This is a genomic window from Collinsella intestinalis DSM 13280 (genome assembly GCF_000156175.1).
Lineage (GTDB): Bacteria > Actinomycetota > Coriobacteriia > Coriobacteriales > Coriobacteriaceae > Collinsella > Collinsella intestinalis.
On sequence record NZ_GG692710.1, the window covers coordinates 377,044 to 391,920 of the forward strand.

Consider the following 14,877-nt stretch of genomic DNA (forward strand, 5'->3'; position numbering starts at 1 on the left):
ATGCACGTACGTTAGGGGGAGACTCATGTTCTTCAAGAAGACCCGCACGCCCGAGTACCAGCTCGCCGGCGACGAGAGCGCCATCATCGAGACCTCGCAGGGCACCATCCGCGTCAAGCTCGATTGCGCGGGCGCCCCAATCCATGTCGCGAACTTCTGCGAGCTGTCCGTCATGGGGTTCTATGACGGCCTTAAGTTCCATCGCTACGTCCCCGGTTTCGTGATCCAGGGCGGTTGCCCCAACACGCGCGACATGACCCCCGAGCAGGTCGCCGCGGGCCAGATGGGTCCTGATGGCCAGCCCGGTACCGGCGGTCCCGGCTGGAACATCCAGGAGGAGTTCTCCACCAACCCGAACAACAGCCACGAGGACGGCGCCCTTGCGATGGCCCGTTCCATGGATCCCAATTCCGCTGGCTCCCAGTTCTATTTCTGCCTTGGTCCGCAGCACAACCTCGATTCTGGTTACACCGTCTTCGGCTCCACGGTCGAGGGCCTCGACGTCATCGGTCGCTTGCGCGCCGGCGACGAGATCCGCCATATCGAGATCGTCCACGAGGCTTAAAGATCCGCCTCGCGAGAAGTAAACGCCCTTACGCGTCTAAGGAGTACATGTGAACGCTCAAGTTTTGGAACAGGCCCGCAGCGCTTACCGCACCGGCGACTTTGCCGCCGCGGCCCAGCTGTTCTCCGCTGCCAAAGAGGGCGACCAGCCCTGGGGCGAGGCCGACCATCTCCGCGGCAACTCGCTCATGCGCCTCGGTCGTTACGCCGAGGCGGCGGCTGCTTATGCCGTCGCGTTGAAGGACGACGCCTACGGCAAGAAGGGCGCGCTGCTCACCAACCAGGGTAAGGCCCTCGTCGCCGCCGGCGATCTGGCCTCGGCCGTCTCCTCCTTCTCCGCTGCCACCCAGGATGCCAGCTACGCCACCCCGTACAAGGCCTACCTCGGCCTCGGCAGCGCTCTGGAGAAGCTCGGCAACCTCACGGAGGCCGGTGTGGCCTACCGCCAGGCTGCTATCGACGGGACCAACCCCGCCCCGGCTGGCGCCTTGGCGAGCCTCGGCGATTGCTTCGTCGCCCTGCAGCGTCCTGAGGATGCCATCGAGTCGTACCGCACCGCGCTCGATTTTGCCGGTCCGCGCGATGATGTGAGCGCTATCAACGCCGGTCTGGGCTGCGCGTACGCCGCCGCCAACCGCTTCAGCGATGCGCTCGACGCCTTCACCGCCGCAACCGCGGACGGCGTGTATCAGCTCACGGCCGACCAGGCCGCTGCTCGCGATCGCGCGCATGATGCGCTGTCCGCCTCCGCGGCCATGATGCCGGCGACCGACGCCTTCGACACCGCGGTCGACCCGCTCGATCCGCTCGGACAGTCCGGCAACTTCATGCCCGATCCGTCCGACACCGGATTCTTCACGCTTTCCGAGCATGAGATGGTCCAGCAGGATCGCGCCGAGGCCAAGGTTCGCCGCAAGCACCGTCACCTCGGTCTCAAGATCTTCATCACGATCCTCCTCATCCTGGTTGTTGCGGGCGGCGGCCTTGCCTTTGCCTACACCCGCGGATTCGGCTTCCCCACGCAGCAGGACACACTCACCAAGCTGTTTGAGGCTGCCTCCTCCGATGCCGTAACCGATGAGTTCTTGGCCTCCGGCCTCGACGATAGCCAGCGTGCGGTCATCGTGGCCTCCATCCCCAAGGACGCCACCGCGACCATCGAGGGCATGGATGCCGGCATGAGCGAGTCCAAGGCTACGGTCAAGGTCGCGCTCAAGCAGGGCGGCGAGATGACGTATGAGGTCGACTTCGTCCGCGAGGGTCTCGGTTGGGTCGTTTGCTCGATCGCCTCCGACTTCAACGTCTCCGGCGACGTCGACGCCTCCGCTGGTACCGATGAGTCCGCTGCCGAGCCCACCGATGCCGATGCTGCCACGGACGAGGCTCCCGCTGAGGACGCCGCTGCCGCCGATGCGCCCGCTGCGGAGGACCCGACTGCCGAGCCTGCCGGCGAGGCTGCCGCACAGTAGTAGTTTCAGTGGACGGGTGATGCGTTTTCCGCGCACGTTATCTTTGACGTACGGGCGGACGCTACACTTGTCCCAGTGAACCCCGTGTGTTTGACGTAGGAGCAGACTTGTTTTCTCTGATGGATATGTTTTTCGGTCAGTACGACGGCGACCTGGCGATCGACCTCGGTACGGCCAACACCCTCGTCTCCGTGCGCGGCAAGGGCATCGTCATCCGCGAACCCTCCGTCGTCGCAATCGATAAGAACGACGAGCGCATCCTGGCTGTCGGCATCGAGGCCAAACGCATGCTCGGCCGCACGCCCGGCAACATCGTCGCCGTCCGCCCGCTCAAGGACGGCGTCATCGCTGACTTCGATGTGACCGAGGCCATGCTGCGCTACTTCATCGACAAGGCGAGTGAGAAGCGCTATCCCTGGACCCCGCGCCCTCGCGTCGTCGTGTGCGTGCCCTCCGGCGTCACCTCCGTCGAGAAGCGCGCCGTGTTCGAGGCCACCATCCAGGCCGGTGCGCGTCAGGCCTACCTCATCGAGGAGCCCATGGCCGCCGCCATCGGCGCCGACCTGCCCGTTGAGGAGCCCACGGGCTCCATGGTCATCGACATCGGTGGCGGCACCACTGAGGTCGCGGTCATCGCCATGGGCGGTATCGTCGTCTCCCAATCCATCCGTATCGCCGGCGATGAGTTCGACCAGGCGATCCTCCAGCATGTTCGCGATGCCTACAACCTCGCCATCGGCGAGCGCACCGCCGAGGACATCAAGATCAAGGTCGGTTCGGCCGTCCCGCTCAAGGACGAGCTCGACGTCGAGGTCAACGGCCGCGATGTGATCACGGGCCTGCCCAAGACCGTCCGCATCGAGAGCGAGGAGATCCGCCGCGCCCTCAACAAGCCGCTGGATGAGATGACCAAGGCCGTCAAGGACGCCCTCGACGCGACCCCGCCGGATCTTGCCTCCGACCTCATGTACTACGGCATCCTGCTCACGGGCGGCGGTGCCATGCTCCGCGGTTTGGACGTCCGCCTGCGCGATGAGACGGGCGTTGCGGTCAACGTGAGCCCCACCGCGCTCGACAACGTCGTGAACGGCTGCGCGCGCGTCCTGGAGGCAAACGCCTTCGACGGCGGTTTCGTCCAGAGCAACGCGTAGCGGAAAGGTCGGCCTGTGCCGGGTAAGCCCAAGTATTCCTTCAATCTGCATAGTTCAAGACAATCAACGGGTGGTCGCCCGTTGATTGTTTTATGCCTCGTGTCGCTGCTGCTCCTCACGTTTTACCTACGTGAGGGGGACACCGGCATGATCCACTCCCTGCGCGGCGCAGCGATGACGATCACGTCTCCCGTTCGCATGCTGGGCGGTGCGGTTGCGGCCCCGTTCAACGCAATCGGCAACGCGATCGGCAACGCCGGCGCCTCCTCCGAGACGTTGTCGGAGCTCAAAAAGGAGAACGAGCGCCTGACCGCCAAGGTCGCCGAGCTTTCCGAGGCTCAGGAAACGGCCGCTCGTCTTGAGAAGCTCGTCGGGCTCCAGTCCACGTACAGTCTGAAGTCGACCGCTGCCCGCATCATCGGGTCCACGGGCGATGCCTGGTCCAACGCTGTCATCATCGACAAGGGCGCCAACGCCGGCTTTGAGGTCGGCATGCCCGTATGCAGCTCGGGTGGCGTCATTGGTCAGATCATCGAGGTCTCTGCCACCACTTCCACCGTGCGCCTCGTGAGCGACGAGCAGTCCGGCATTTCGGCCATGGTCCAGGGTTCGCGTGCTCAGGGTATGCTCCGCGGGCAAGCCGATGGCACCCTGCGCCTCGAGTACGTTGTCTCCGATGCCGAGGTGTCCGCCGGCGACATTATCATCACGTCTGGTATCGGCGGCTCGTTCCCCAAGGGGCTGCCGCTCGGTACCGTCGCCTCAATCAACCGTGCCGCGAACGCGGTGTATTACACGATCGTCGTGCGTCCCGCCTCCACGGCCGAGAACAACGAGGAGGTCCTCGTCATTACTTCGCTCGAGGATGACCAGGTCGCCTCCGATGATGAGGTCGCCGCGGCCAACAACTCACCGCAGGGCGGTCCGGCCAAGCAGCAAGACGATGCAACTGATTCAGACGGCGCCGCAGATGCGGACGACCCGGCCGGCGAATAGGAGGTAGTCCATGGGATTCGAACTCAAAAACTCAGGCCCCTCCCGCGGTCGTCTCTCGGGCATTGTCGTGGCGTGCATCCTGCTGCACCTGGCCCTCGCGCCGCAGATTCACCTTTTTGGTGGAGCGTTCAATTTCATGCTCGTGCTGACGGTGTCTCTGGCCATTTCCCTCGATTCCCGCGCCATGGTGTACGTCGGCTTCTTTTCCGGCCTTCTGTATGACCTGACCACGACGGGTCCCGTCGGACTGATGTCGCTGTTGCTCGCCCTGGTGGGATACGGCGTGGCCCTTATGTCGCGCGGCCTGACCTCCGGCGTCGGCATGGAGACGCTGCGCGTCGTGATCGCCGCTATCCTCGGTGTCAATCTCATCTACTCGATCGCGATGCTCGGCCTCGGTGTCGAGTCGAGCGTGCTCGTGGCCATTGGCGTCCATGGCCTCGCTTCGACGGTGCTCGACGTGCTTGCGAGCATCCCGTTCCTGCTCATGGCAGGTTCGCCTGCGGCCCAGCGCGGGTTTTCCTCGCGCGGTTTTGGCTACGGGCGCGGTTCGCGCTTCAAGGGCTTGAAATAGGTCGCGTCCATGGATGCCCAGCTCATCGTTATCATAGCCGGCGTCATTCTGCTCGTCGCCATCATTGGCTCGCTGCTGTTCCTCAAGGGGTACTCGGGTAAGTTCACCTTCGACACCCAGAACGGCACGCGTCCGCGCGCCTCCGAGGGGGAGGGTTCCACCCAGGGCGTCAAGTCCAACGGGCGCTTCAAGCTCCTCACCGCCGGAGTCGGCGCGGTGTTCGCCGCTATCATCGCCAAGCTCTGGAGCATGCAGATGGTCTCGTCGGACCATTACGATGCACTCGCCGAGAAGAATCAGACGCGTACGGTGACCACTCCCGCGCCGCGCGGCCGCATTCTCGACCGCAATGGCGTGGCCATTGTCGATAACCGTCCTTCGCTTGCCATCACGGCGTACCGCGACCTTGCGGATGATCCGGTCACGGTTCGGCATCTCGCCAACGTGCTCGGCATGCCCTATATGGCCGTCTTGCGCAACATCCAGAACAACACCGAGGGCCCGCAAAGCCCTCATACCGTTGCCACCGATGTGAGGCGCTCCACCGTCGCCTACATCCAAGAGCACATCGACCTGTTCCCCGGCGTCTACATTGCCGAGCGTACCGAACGCGCTTATCCCTACGGCACGCTCGCGTGCCACGTCGTTGGATATACCGGCACGGTCACCCAGGAGCAGCTCGACGCTCAAAAAGATGAGAAGGCCAATTCTGGCTCGATCGTCTACCAGCATGGTGACATCGTGGGTCAGGCAGGCGTCGAATACTACTACGAGAACCTTCTACAGGGCATTCGTGGCGAGCAGACCGTCAAGGTCGACGCGAGTGGCAACGTGACGGCCCAAGCCGGCGCCGTGCCCGCCGAGCCCGGTAGCGACATCAAGCTCACGATTGACGTGAAGATCCAGCAGGCGTGCGAGGAAGGTCTCAAGATCAGCCAGGAGACCGCCGAGCGCACCGGGTATCCGGGGGGTGCGGGCGCCTGTGTCTGCCTCGACTGCACCAATGGCGATGTCCTCGGCATGGCGAGCTTCCCGTCGTTCGATCCGTCCGTCTTCGTCGGCGGCATCTCCTCCGATATCTGGTCCGAGCTCAACGATGACAAGGGCGGACGCCCACTGGTCAACCGCGTCGTTGGTGGCCAGTACATGTCCGCATCCACCATCAAGCCCCTGAGTTCCTTCGCTGGCATGGAATACGGCGTGTACACTGCCGAGACCCGATCCGATTGCAGGGGCTGGTGGACCGGCCTGGGCGAGGGAAGCGGCAAGTGGTGCTGGCTGCACAAGGGCCACGGCGTCCGCGGCCTGCAGGATGGCATCAGGGACTCCTGCGACGCGGTCTTCTACGATCTGGGCAAGAACTTCTTCTACGCCGACCACGACACCGAGGGCCTGCAGGAGATGTTCCGTCGCTGGGGCTTGGGCTCCAAGACGGGCGTCGATCTGCCTGCCGAGGGCGTGGGTCGCGTTCCGGATGCCGAATGGAAAGAGAGTTACTTCAAGGATTGGTCGGCCGAGGAGCGTGCATGGAATGCCGGTGATATGACCAACATCGCCATCGGCCAGGGTGACATCCTCGTGACGCCCATCCAGATGGCGACGGCATATGCCGGTATCGCCATGAACGGCGTCGAGTACACGCCTCATGTCCTGCATTCGGTCGTGGCCCGCGACGGCCAAGGCGATGCCTATACCTTCGAGCCGAAGAAACGTCTGACGGTCGAGCTCAAGAACCAGGACTCCCAGATGGGCGTCGTCCATGCGGGACTCCACTCGATGATCTACGAGGAGTCCCCCGCCCTCGCCGAGCACTTCAAAAACCTGCCCGTCCAGGTAGCCGGCAAGTCCGGCACGGGCGAGAAGGTGGGGGAGGATTTGTACGGCTGGTTCATCGCCTACGCTCCTTATGACGACCCCAAATACGTGGTGGTCACGTTGTTGGAGCAGGGCGGTTTTGGCGGAACGTGCTCTATGCCGGCGGTTCGTCACGTCCTCGGCGCCATTTACGATTGCCCCGACTCGCTTGAGTACGTCGGTGGAGATACCTCGAGGTAGGTGAGGAACATGGCTCAAGATACGCTTTCGCGCGTGAACAAGAAGATGGGCGCCAACAGGGCTGGCTTGCGGCAGAAGGTCAGCGTGCCCGTGCTCATCGCCTGGGTGCTCCTGCTTGCCTACGGCGCCTTTGTGATTTGGACCGCGTCGCTCACCATCGCCGAGGCCTCGTTCACCCGCCAGCTCGTCGGCATCGGCCTCGGTCTGTTCTTGGCGTTCCTGTGCTGGAGGTCTGATTTCTCAGGCCTTGCCGGCATGACGACCGTCCTGCTCGTCATCGATTTGATCGTTCTGTTCAGTCCCTATATCCCCGGCCTCTCTTACAACGCCAAAGGCATGACCGGATGGATCAAGATCCCGCTTATCGGACTCACCTTCCAGCCGGTCGAGCTTGCCAAGCTCATCACGATCTTCTTTGTGGCCTCGCTCGGTGCGCAGTACAACGGTCGCATCGATTCGGTGAGGGAGTACGTCAAGTTCTGCGCGATGCTCATGGTTCCCTTCGGTGCGGCCGTGGTCGCAGGCGACTTGGGCAGCGGCCTGGTGATCTTCTTTGCCGGTGCCGCCATCATCATGATGAGCGGGCCCCGGAAGGAATGGGTGCTGTGCACCGTGGCTCTCATCATCGGCCTCGTCTCGATCATGCTCGCCCTCGACTCGGTCCTCGACGGCATGCTGGGGCGCGATGTCCTGCTCAAGCAGTACCAGATGAACCGCCTGCTCGTCTTCATCGACCCCGAGTCTGATACCTCGGGTGCCGGCTATAACTTGCTGCAGTCCATGATTGCCGTGGGCTCGGGCGGCTTCTTCGGCAAGGGCGTGGGCAACGCATCGCAGGCCGGCGCTGGCTTTTTGCCCGAGGCCCATACCGACTTCGTGTTCGCCCTGCTGTCCGAGGAGTTCGGTTTCGTCGGCGCGCTCGTGCTGCTCGGCCTGTTCGCCTTCCTGATCTTTTCCACCATTCGCGTGGCGCATCGATCCGACTCCCTGTTCTTGCAGCTCGCATGCGTTGGCATCGTGGGCATGTGGACCTTCCAGCTGCTCGAGGAGGTCGGCATGTGCATCGGCCTCATGCCCATCACTGGTATTCCGCTGCCCTTCATCAGCTTCGGTTCATCGTCGATGCTCATGCAATGCGCGGCCGTCGGTATCGTCCAGTCGATCTGGCGAGTGGGTAACAAGTCCGTATAGACCCGTCTGGGTCGTGCGGATACGTCCGTATTGGTCTGAGCGTTTTGAGGAGTGACATGAGGATTCCCGTTGATTCTGTCGTTGACGCCGTCAAGATGGGTGCGAGCGTTCAGGGCGATGTTGATGCGCCGGTACGCGTGGCGGTCTACCTTGACGCCGGCGCGCCCTCCCATATCGTTTCGTGCCTGCGCGACGCCCTGGTGCCGCAGACGACCTCGGGGCTCGTGCGAGTTGCGCGTCTTGATGCCCCTATGTTTTCCGTCAAGGCCGACACCGACGTCGCCCTGGTTGTGAGCTCGGGCAGCCCGCTGTTGCAAGATCGCGTCCAGCAGATCGTGATCGCGGGCGTCCCGACCGTCATTCTTTGCGAATCAAGTGTGGAGGTGCCCTTTATCCAGCAGGATACGGCGATGCTCGGCCTTATCGCCGCGAGCGATGCGACGCACCTGCTCTCCTCGCTTGCGCGCTGGATCTTGGATCGGACCGACAAAGACACCGCCTTTGCCGCGAACTTCGCCTTCATGCGCATCGCGGCCGCCATGCGGGTGGTGCGGTCGGCGACCATGGCCAACCTTGCCACCGGCGCGCTGTTCTTCATGCCGGGCGCCGATTTTCCCGTTATGACCATGACGCAGCTCGGGATGATGCTCAAGCTCGCGGGCGTGTTCGGCAAACCCATGCGGGTCGAGCGCGCGTACGAGGCCGCCATGGTGCTCGCCGGTGCGATCGCCCTGCGCGCCGGGGCGCGTGCGGTGGCGCGTCGTATCGGGCGCCCGGGTGTGGTCTTCAAGGCGCTTGTCGCGGGTGCCGGTACGTTCGGCATGGGGTGCTGCCTCAGCGCCTATTACGAGCGCGATATCGACTACGGTCCTCTGAACGACTTTTTCCGCGGGGCGTATTCGCGTGCGAAGACCCTGCTCGCCCCTGCGCCGCAGGCGGTCGCGTAGGCCGGTTTGCCGCGGTTTTTGGCCCGCCGCTGCCGCCTGTGCGGTGCGCCCCCGTTCGCCCGTGTCGCGACGATGCGCTATCATTCCCGACACCCGTGACTTTTATCTCCGTTAAGCCCCCGATAAGGAGGATTCATGCGAGTTCCCTATGAGAACCGCTTCCATGAGCTTGAACCGTTGCTCGCCCGCGTCGAAAAGCCTACGCGCTACATCGACCATGAGTGGGGAGCGCTGTACAAGCCCGAGGCTGAGCACCGCTGCGTGCTGATCTACCCCGACGTATACGAGGTGGGCCTGCCCAACCAGGGCATCGCCATTCTCTATCGCAATCTCAACGAGGCCCCTGGTCTTTCCTGCGAGCGCGGCTACATCCCGTGGGTCGACATGGCCGATGAGATGCGCGCCGCCGGAATCCCGCTGCTTTCGCTCGAGGGCGCTGCTCCCATCGCGTCCTTCGACGTCGTGGGCTTCCACGTGCCGCATGAGATGGCGTGCACCAACTACCTCGAGGGTCTCGACCTTGCCGGCATCCCGCTTCATGCGGCCGATCGCGGTGAGGACGACCCCATCGTCATCTGCGGCGGCCCTTCCGTCTACAACCCCGAGCCGCTCGCGCCGTTCTTCGATTGCATGATGATCGGCGAGGGCGAGGAACAGATCGTCGAGTTCTGCCAGCGCCATCGCGAACTGCGCGACGCCGGTGCGTCCCGTGCCGAGATGCTCCGCGAGCTTTCGAAGATCGGCGGCGTTTACGTGCCGTCCCTCTATGAGGTGCGCCACGATGAGCCCTGCTCGCCGCACGGCTACACGGTCCCGCGCGATGGCGAGGACGTGCGGCCCGTGGTTTACAAGCGCGTGGTGAAGGACTTTGGCGCCACCAACCCGGTCCCGCAGGCCGTCGTTCCCTACATGCAGATCGTCCAGGACCGTCTCTGCGTCGAGGTGCTGCGCGGCTGCGCCCGTGGGTGCCGCTTCTGCCAGGCGGGCATGACGTACCGCCCGGTGCGCGAGCGCTCCGCCGACCAGGTGGTCTCCGCCGTCACAGGTGGTCTTGCCCACATGGGTTATGACGAGGTCTCGCTCAACTCGCTCTCCACCACCGATCACTCCAAATGCGCCGAGATGCTCAATCGCCTCAACAAGCGACTGGGCGACACCGGCATCTCCATCTCCGTTCCGTCTCAGCGCCTCGACTCCTTTGGCGTGGACATGGCGGCCGCCGTGGCGGGGGAGAAGAAGGGCGGCCTCACCTTTGCGCCCGAGGCCGGCAGCCAGCGCATGCGCGACATCATCAACAAGAACGTGACCGAGGAGGACCTCGAGCGTGCCACGCGCGCCGCGTTCGAGGCCGGTTGGCGTCGCGTCAAGCTGTACTTCATGATGGGTCTGCCGGGGGAGACCGATGAGGACATCGTCGCTATCGCCCAGCTCGCCGACCATACGCTCGAGATCGCGCGCGAGGTCGTTCCGAAGGAGCAGCGCGGCGGTATCTCCGTCTCCATCTCGGTGTCGGTGTTCATCCCCAAGGCGCATACCCCGTTCCAGTGGTGCCCGCAGCTCGACGACGCCGAGGTCAAGCGCCGTCAGCAGCTGCTCTTCCATTCGGTGAAGAATCGCGCCGTGCGCATCCACTGCCACGATGCCGCCACTTCGCTCGTTGAGGCGGTCATGAGCCGCGGCGGCCGCGACATCGCACCTCTCATCGAGGGCGCCTGGAGGCGCGGCCAGCGCTTCGACGCCTGGACCGAGCAGTTCGAGCTCAGTCGCTGGGAAGAGGCGGCCGCGGAGCTCGGCATGGACTTGAGGGCGCTCGCCCAGGAGTCCTTTGAGCTCGATTGGCGTCTGCCCTGGGAGCATGTGAGCCCGGGCGTGTCCCGCGGGTTCCTCCTGCGCGAGTACCGTCGATCCCTCGAGGGCGTCACCACGCCCGACTGCACGCGCGAGTCCTGCACAGGCTGCGGCGTGTGCCCGACCCTGAAAGCCGACAACGTCTTGGTAGGTGAGCGCGCATGACGAACGCATCCGAACCCACGCTCTTCCGCCTCCGCGTGGCCTATCCCAAGTTGGGGCGCCTCAAGTACCTGGGCCACCTCGAGCTGATTCACACGGTCGAGCAGGTTGTGCGCCGTGCGAAGTTGCCCTATGCGGTCACGCAGGGCTTCTCTCCGCATATGCGTATCGCCTACACCTCGGCACTGCCAGTGGGGACGTCTTCCACGGCGGAGTATTTCGACGTGTATCTGACGGAGCTCATCCCTGCCGAGGACGCGCTTGCGCGGCTGCAGGCCGCCGCTCCCGTTGACCTGCGTCCTATCGACGCTGCCTACGTTGAGCTCCGTCGCCCGGCGCTCACCGCCGAGATTAATGAGGTGCGATACCTGCTTGAGGTCTTCGTCAGGCCCGAGTTCGACGTTACCGACGAGGCGCTTTCTCAGATTGTCTTCGGCTGGTACGATCAGGGCGCGCAGATCCCGTTCCATCGCGGCAAGAAGACCAAAACCCTCGATGTGCAGCGCTTGCTCAAGGCCGAGAGCCACGAAGTTCTGACCGACGGTTGCGTCAGAATCGAATTGTGCACCCGTTGCGACAACGAGGGCTCGCTTCGCCCCGAGATCATCGTGGCCGCCTTCGACCAGGCCTTGCGAGGGCTCGATCCCGGTGTGGACGAGCAGATCGTGTCTACGGGAATCCAGCAGCTCACGGTGTTCGATAGATATAATGTTGAGCGTATTTCCCAAAGCATTTGCGTGGATGCTTCGACTATCATCGAGCCATTGGGCCGTGAGCTCGAGGCACCTGAGGGGAGCCTTCTCGCGCGTTCCGTGCGATAGGCTTTGTCGAACCTGTGAATATGCAGGGAAAACGTTGAATATATCCGTTGACGCGCCATAATCCACCTGATACCATATCCGACTGTTGCACAACTGATGCATGAAGGGCAAGAACATGTACGCAATCGTTTCTACGGGCGGCAAGCAGTATAAAGTCGCCACCGATGACGTCATCACCGTTGAGAAGATCGAGGGCGAGGCCGGTTCCAAGGTCGAGCTCGAGGTTATCTTCCTGAACGACGGCAAGAAGATCGTCACGGATCCTGCCAAGCTCGCCAAGGCTAAGGTCACTGCTGAGATCCTGGAGCAGTTCAAGGGCGAGAAGCAGCTCGTCTACAAGTTCCACAAGCGCAAGCGCTATCACCGCCTCAAGGGCCACCGTCAGCAGCTCACCAAGCTGAAGATCACCAAGGTCCAGGCCACTTCCCGCGCCAAGAAGACCACCAAGGTCGAGGAGCCCGAGGCTCCCGTCGCCGAGTAGTCGACCATTTGTAGTTAGTTAGAGAGCAGGTACCTGACATGGCACACAAAAAAGGTCTCGGTTCCTCCCGCAATGGTCGCGACTCCCGCGGCCAGCGTCTGGGCACCAAGCGTTTTGACGGTCAGACCGTGAAGGCCGGCGAGGTTCTCGTCCGCCAGAACGGCACCCACATCCACCCCGGCGAGAACGTCGGCCGTGGCAAGGACGACACCCTCTTCGCGCTCGTCGAGGGTAAGGTCAAGTTCACCAAGGGCCTCAAGCACCGTGTGAACGTGTACCCCGTCGAGGCGTAGTCCTCACCCTTTTTGCATTTGCATCTTTTGGGAGACCCTCTGAGCGATTAGCCCGGAGGGTCTCCTTGTGTGTAAAAGGGGTCGGGTGCACACGACACATCTCATTTTGCACAGGGGCATTTGGTAAGCTAGTTGCATGTTTACTGCGAATGCGCGTCGCGCGCATCGCCGTGGATGTGCAATTTGCACCCGTCCCTTTTACACATAGGGCTTGTCAACATACAAGGAGGGGCTGTGTCCCAGTTCACCGATATTTGCCGCATCAACGTCAAGGGCGGCGACGGCGGCGCCGGCTGCATGTCGTTCCGTCGTGAGGCCTTCGTTCCCAAGGGCGGTCCCGACGGCGGCGACGGCGGTCATGGCGGCGATGTTGTCATTCAGGCCGACGCCCAACTCTCGTCGCTCATCGATTATCGATTCAAGCATCATTTCCGCGCCGAGGCTGGCACGCACGGCAAGGGCTCGCGCAAAGACGGCGCCGACGGCAAGGACCTTATCCTCAAGGTGCCTATGGGCACCGTCATCCGCGAACTCGATCCCACGACGATGGAGCCCGCCTACGATCTGGCCGACCTCACGCACGACGGGGAGCGCGTCGTGGTGGCCCCCGGTGGCACCGGTGGTTTGGGCAACCCGCACTTCGTGACTTCCACGCGTCGTGCTCCGGCGTTCGCTCAAAAGGGCGAGCCCGCCATCGAGCACTGGATCGAGCTTGAGATGAAGCTCATGGCCGATGCAGCCCTCGTGGGTTTCCCGAGCGTCGGTAAGTCCTCGCTCATCGCCCGCATGAGCGCCGCCCGCCCCAAGATTGCTGACTACCCGTTCACCACGCTCGTGCCCAATCTCGGCATGGTGCGCGCCGGCGAGTATTCCTATGTCGTTGCCGACGTTCCGGGTCTCATTGAGGGCGCGGCCGAGGGCAAGGGCCTGGGCCATCAGTTCCTGCGTCATGTCGAGCGCACGGCTCTGATCCTGCACGTTGTCGATATCACGGGCAGCTATGAGGGCCGCGATCCCCTCGAGGATTACCGCATCATCAACGATGAGCTCCGCCGCTATGCATCCGACCTTGCCGATCGTCCGCAGATCGTCGTCGCCAACAAGTGCGATGCCTCCGGCGTGGCCGATCGCGTCCAGGCTCTCAAGATGGCCGCCCTCGAGGACGGTCACGAATTCTTCGCCGTTTCCGCGCTTACCGGCGCCGGCCTTCAGACGCTCATGCTCGCCTGCGGTGAGCGCGTGAGCGAGCTGCGCCGCGCCATCGCCGAGGAGCAGGCAGCCGCCCCCGCCTTCGACGAGGAGAAGTGGGAGCGCGCCCGCAAGGCTCGCGACAAGCGCTTCCGTGTACTCCAGGAGGAGCCGGGCGCTTGGCGCGTCACCGGCACCAATCTCGAGCGCATGGTCGTCCAGACCGACTGGGAGAACGAAGAGGCCATCATCTATCTGCAGCACCGCATGGCCCGCATGGGCGTGGACGACGCCCTCATCAAGGCCGGCTGCAAGAATGGCGATGAGGTCCGCATTCTCGGCTACGCCTTCGATTTCGAGGGCATCGACGACGATGGGGATTATGAGGACGACGTCGAGTTCATCGAGTTCGATGTCGACGATGAAGAGCTCGCCACCGAGGATTCTCAGCCCGAGGTCGGTGAGGAGGACCCCGATGTCCTCGCGTGATCGACTGCTGCCCCCGCTCGGCGACGACCTTGAGCGCACGTACCGCCTGGGTATCATGGGCGGAACGTTCGACCCGATTCACTACGGCCACTTGGTCACCGCCGAGCAGGCACGCGAGGCGCTCGATCTTGATCTGGTGCTGTTCATGCCCGCCGGTTCGCCCGCGTTCAAGCAGGACAAGCACGTGAGCGACCCCGAGGATCGCTACGCCATGACGGTGTTGGCCACCGCCGCGAACGCGGCGTTCTACGCTAGCCGCTTCGAGATCGATCGCCCCGGCGTCACCTATACAGTCGATACCCTCGGCGAGTTGCGCTCGCGCTATCCCGATAACGTCGAGCTCTACTTCATCACAGGGGCAGACGCGATCATGGATATCCTTGCCTGGCATGACGCCGAGCGCCTCGCATCGCTTGCGACCCTGATCGCCGCGACCCGACCCGGGTACGATATCGAGACGGCCAAGGCCCGCATTGCCGCCTCTGGCATAGATTTCGATGTTCGCTATATCGAGATTCCGGCTCTGGCCATCAGCTCGTCCAACATTCGCGAGCTCGTGCGCGACGGCAAGAGCGCACGCTATCTCACGAGTGAGTCGGTGATGGGTTATATCCAGAAGAACGACTTGTACGTCACGGGAGAATGAGC

14 protein-coding genes are annotated in these 14,877 nt (G+C 63.4%); all 14 read left to right on the forward strand.

The features are described 5' to 3' along the window. Positions 1–25: 25 nt before the first annotated feature. The 14 genes from COLINT_RS01795 (at position 26) to nadD (ending at position 14,875) form a co-directional block, all read left to right on the forward strand. A complete protein-coding gene (locus COLINT_RS01795; protein WP_006722610.1) occupies positions 26–565 on the forward strand; it encodes a peptidylprolyl isomerase in 540 nt (179 codons plus the stop codon). 49 nt (positions 566–614) lie between these two features. Next, complete coding sequence (locus tag COLINT_RS01800) at positions 615–2,033, forward strand: tetratricopeptide repeat protein (RefSeq protein ID WP_006722611.1); 1,419 nt, start codon at positions 615–617, stop codon at positions 2,031–2,033. Between the two features lie 119 nt (positions 2,034–2,152). Then, entirely contained in the window at positions 2,153–3,184 is a 1,032-nt protein-coding gene (gene mreB / locus COLINT_RS01805) for a rod shape-determining protein (RefSeq protein WP_006722612.1), read from the forward strand. Positions 3,185–3,199: 15 nt separating this feature from the next. Next, positions 3,200–4,180: a rod shape-determining protein MreC gene (mreC, locus tag COLINT_RS01810; RefSeq protein WP_267878530.1), complete on the forward strand. Its 981-nt coding sequence runs from the start codon at positions 3,200–3,202 to the stop codon at positions 4,178–4,180. A 10-nt stretch (positions 4,181–4,190) separates the two neighbouring features. After that, positions 4,191–4,754: a rod shape-determining protein MreD gene (mreD, locus tag COLINT_RS01815; RefSeq protein ID WP_006722614.1), complete on the forward strand. Its 564-nt coding sequence runs from the start codon at positions 4,191–4,193 to the stop codon at positions 4,752–4,754. A 9-nt stretch (positions 4,755–4,763) separates the two neighbouring features. Continuing rightward, complete coding sequence (mrdA, locus tag COLINT_RS01820) at positions 4,764–6,809, forward strand: penicillin-binding protein 2 (RefSeq protein WP_006722615.1); 2,046 nt, start codon at positions 4,764–4,766, stop codon at positions 6,807–6,809. A gap of 9 nt (positions 6,810–6,818) precedes the next feature. Beyond that, positions 6,819–8,000, forward strand: a complete 1,182-nt coding sequence (locus COLINT_RS01825) for an FtsW/RodA/SpoVE family cell cycle protein (RefSeq protein WP_006722616.1) — start codon at positions 6,819–6,821, stop codon at positions 7,998–8,000. A 56-nt stretch (positions 8,001–8,056) separates the two neighbouring features. Further along, positions 8,057–8,947, forward strand: a complete 891-nt coding sequence (locus COLINT_RS01830; protein WP_006722617.1) for a hypothetical protein — start codon at positions 8,057–8,059, stop codon at positions 8,945–8,947. A 135-nt stretch (positions 8,948–9,082) separates the two neighbouring features. Next, positions 9,083–10,960: a TIGR03960 family B12-binding radical SAM protein gene (locus tag COLINT_RS01835; RefSeq protein ID WP_006722618.1), complete on the forward strand. Its 1,878-nt coding sequence runs from the start codon at positions 9,083–9,085 to the stop codon at positions 10,958–10,960. Next, the gene (locus COLINT_RS01840) at positions 10,957–11,778 is read left to right on the forward strand and encodes a TIGR03936 family radical SAM-associated protein (RefSeq protein ID WP_006722619.1); all 822 of its coding nucleotides are present in this window, start codon (positions 10,957–10,959) and stop codon (positions 11,776–11,778) included. Before COLINT_RS01835 ends, COLINT_RS01840 begins: the two co-directional genes overlap by 4 nt. Before the next feature lie 115 nt (positions 11,779–11,893). Beyond that, the gene (gene rplU / locus COLINT_RS01845; RefSeq protein WP_039910251.1) at positions 11,894–12,259 is read left to right on the forward strand and encodes a 50S ribosomal protein L21; all 366 of its coding nucleotides are present in this window, start codon (positions 11,894–11,896) and stop codon (positions 12,257–12,259) included. A gap of 38 nt (positions 12,260–12,297) precedes the next feature. Then, on the forward strand, positions 12,298–12,552 hold the full coding sequence (gene rpmA / locus COLINT_RS01850) for a 50S ribosomal protein L27 (protein ID WP_006722622.1): 255 nt from the start codon (positions 12,298–12,300) through the stop codon (positions 12,550–12,552). 174 nt (positions 12,553–12,726) lie between these two features. Further along, positions 12,727–14,229, forward strand: coding sequence for a GTPase ObgE (obgE, locus tag COLINT_RS01855; protein ID WP_006722623.1), 1,503 nt, complete (start codon positions 12,727–12,729; stop codon positions 14,227–14,229). Next, a complete protein-coding gene (gene nadD, locus COLINT_RS01860) occupies positions 14,216–14,875 on the forward strand; it encodes a nicotinate-nucleotide adenylyltransferase (RefSeq protein WP_006722624.1) in 660 nt (219 codons plus the stop codon). Before obgE ends, nadD begins: the two co-directional genes overlap by 14 nt. The last annotated feature ends 2 nt before the right edge of the window (positions 14,876–14,877 follow it).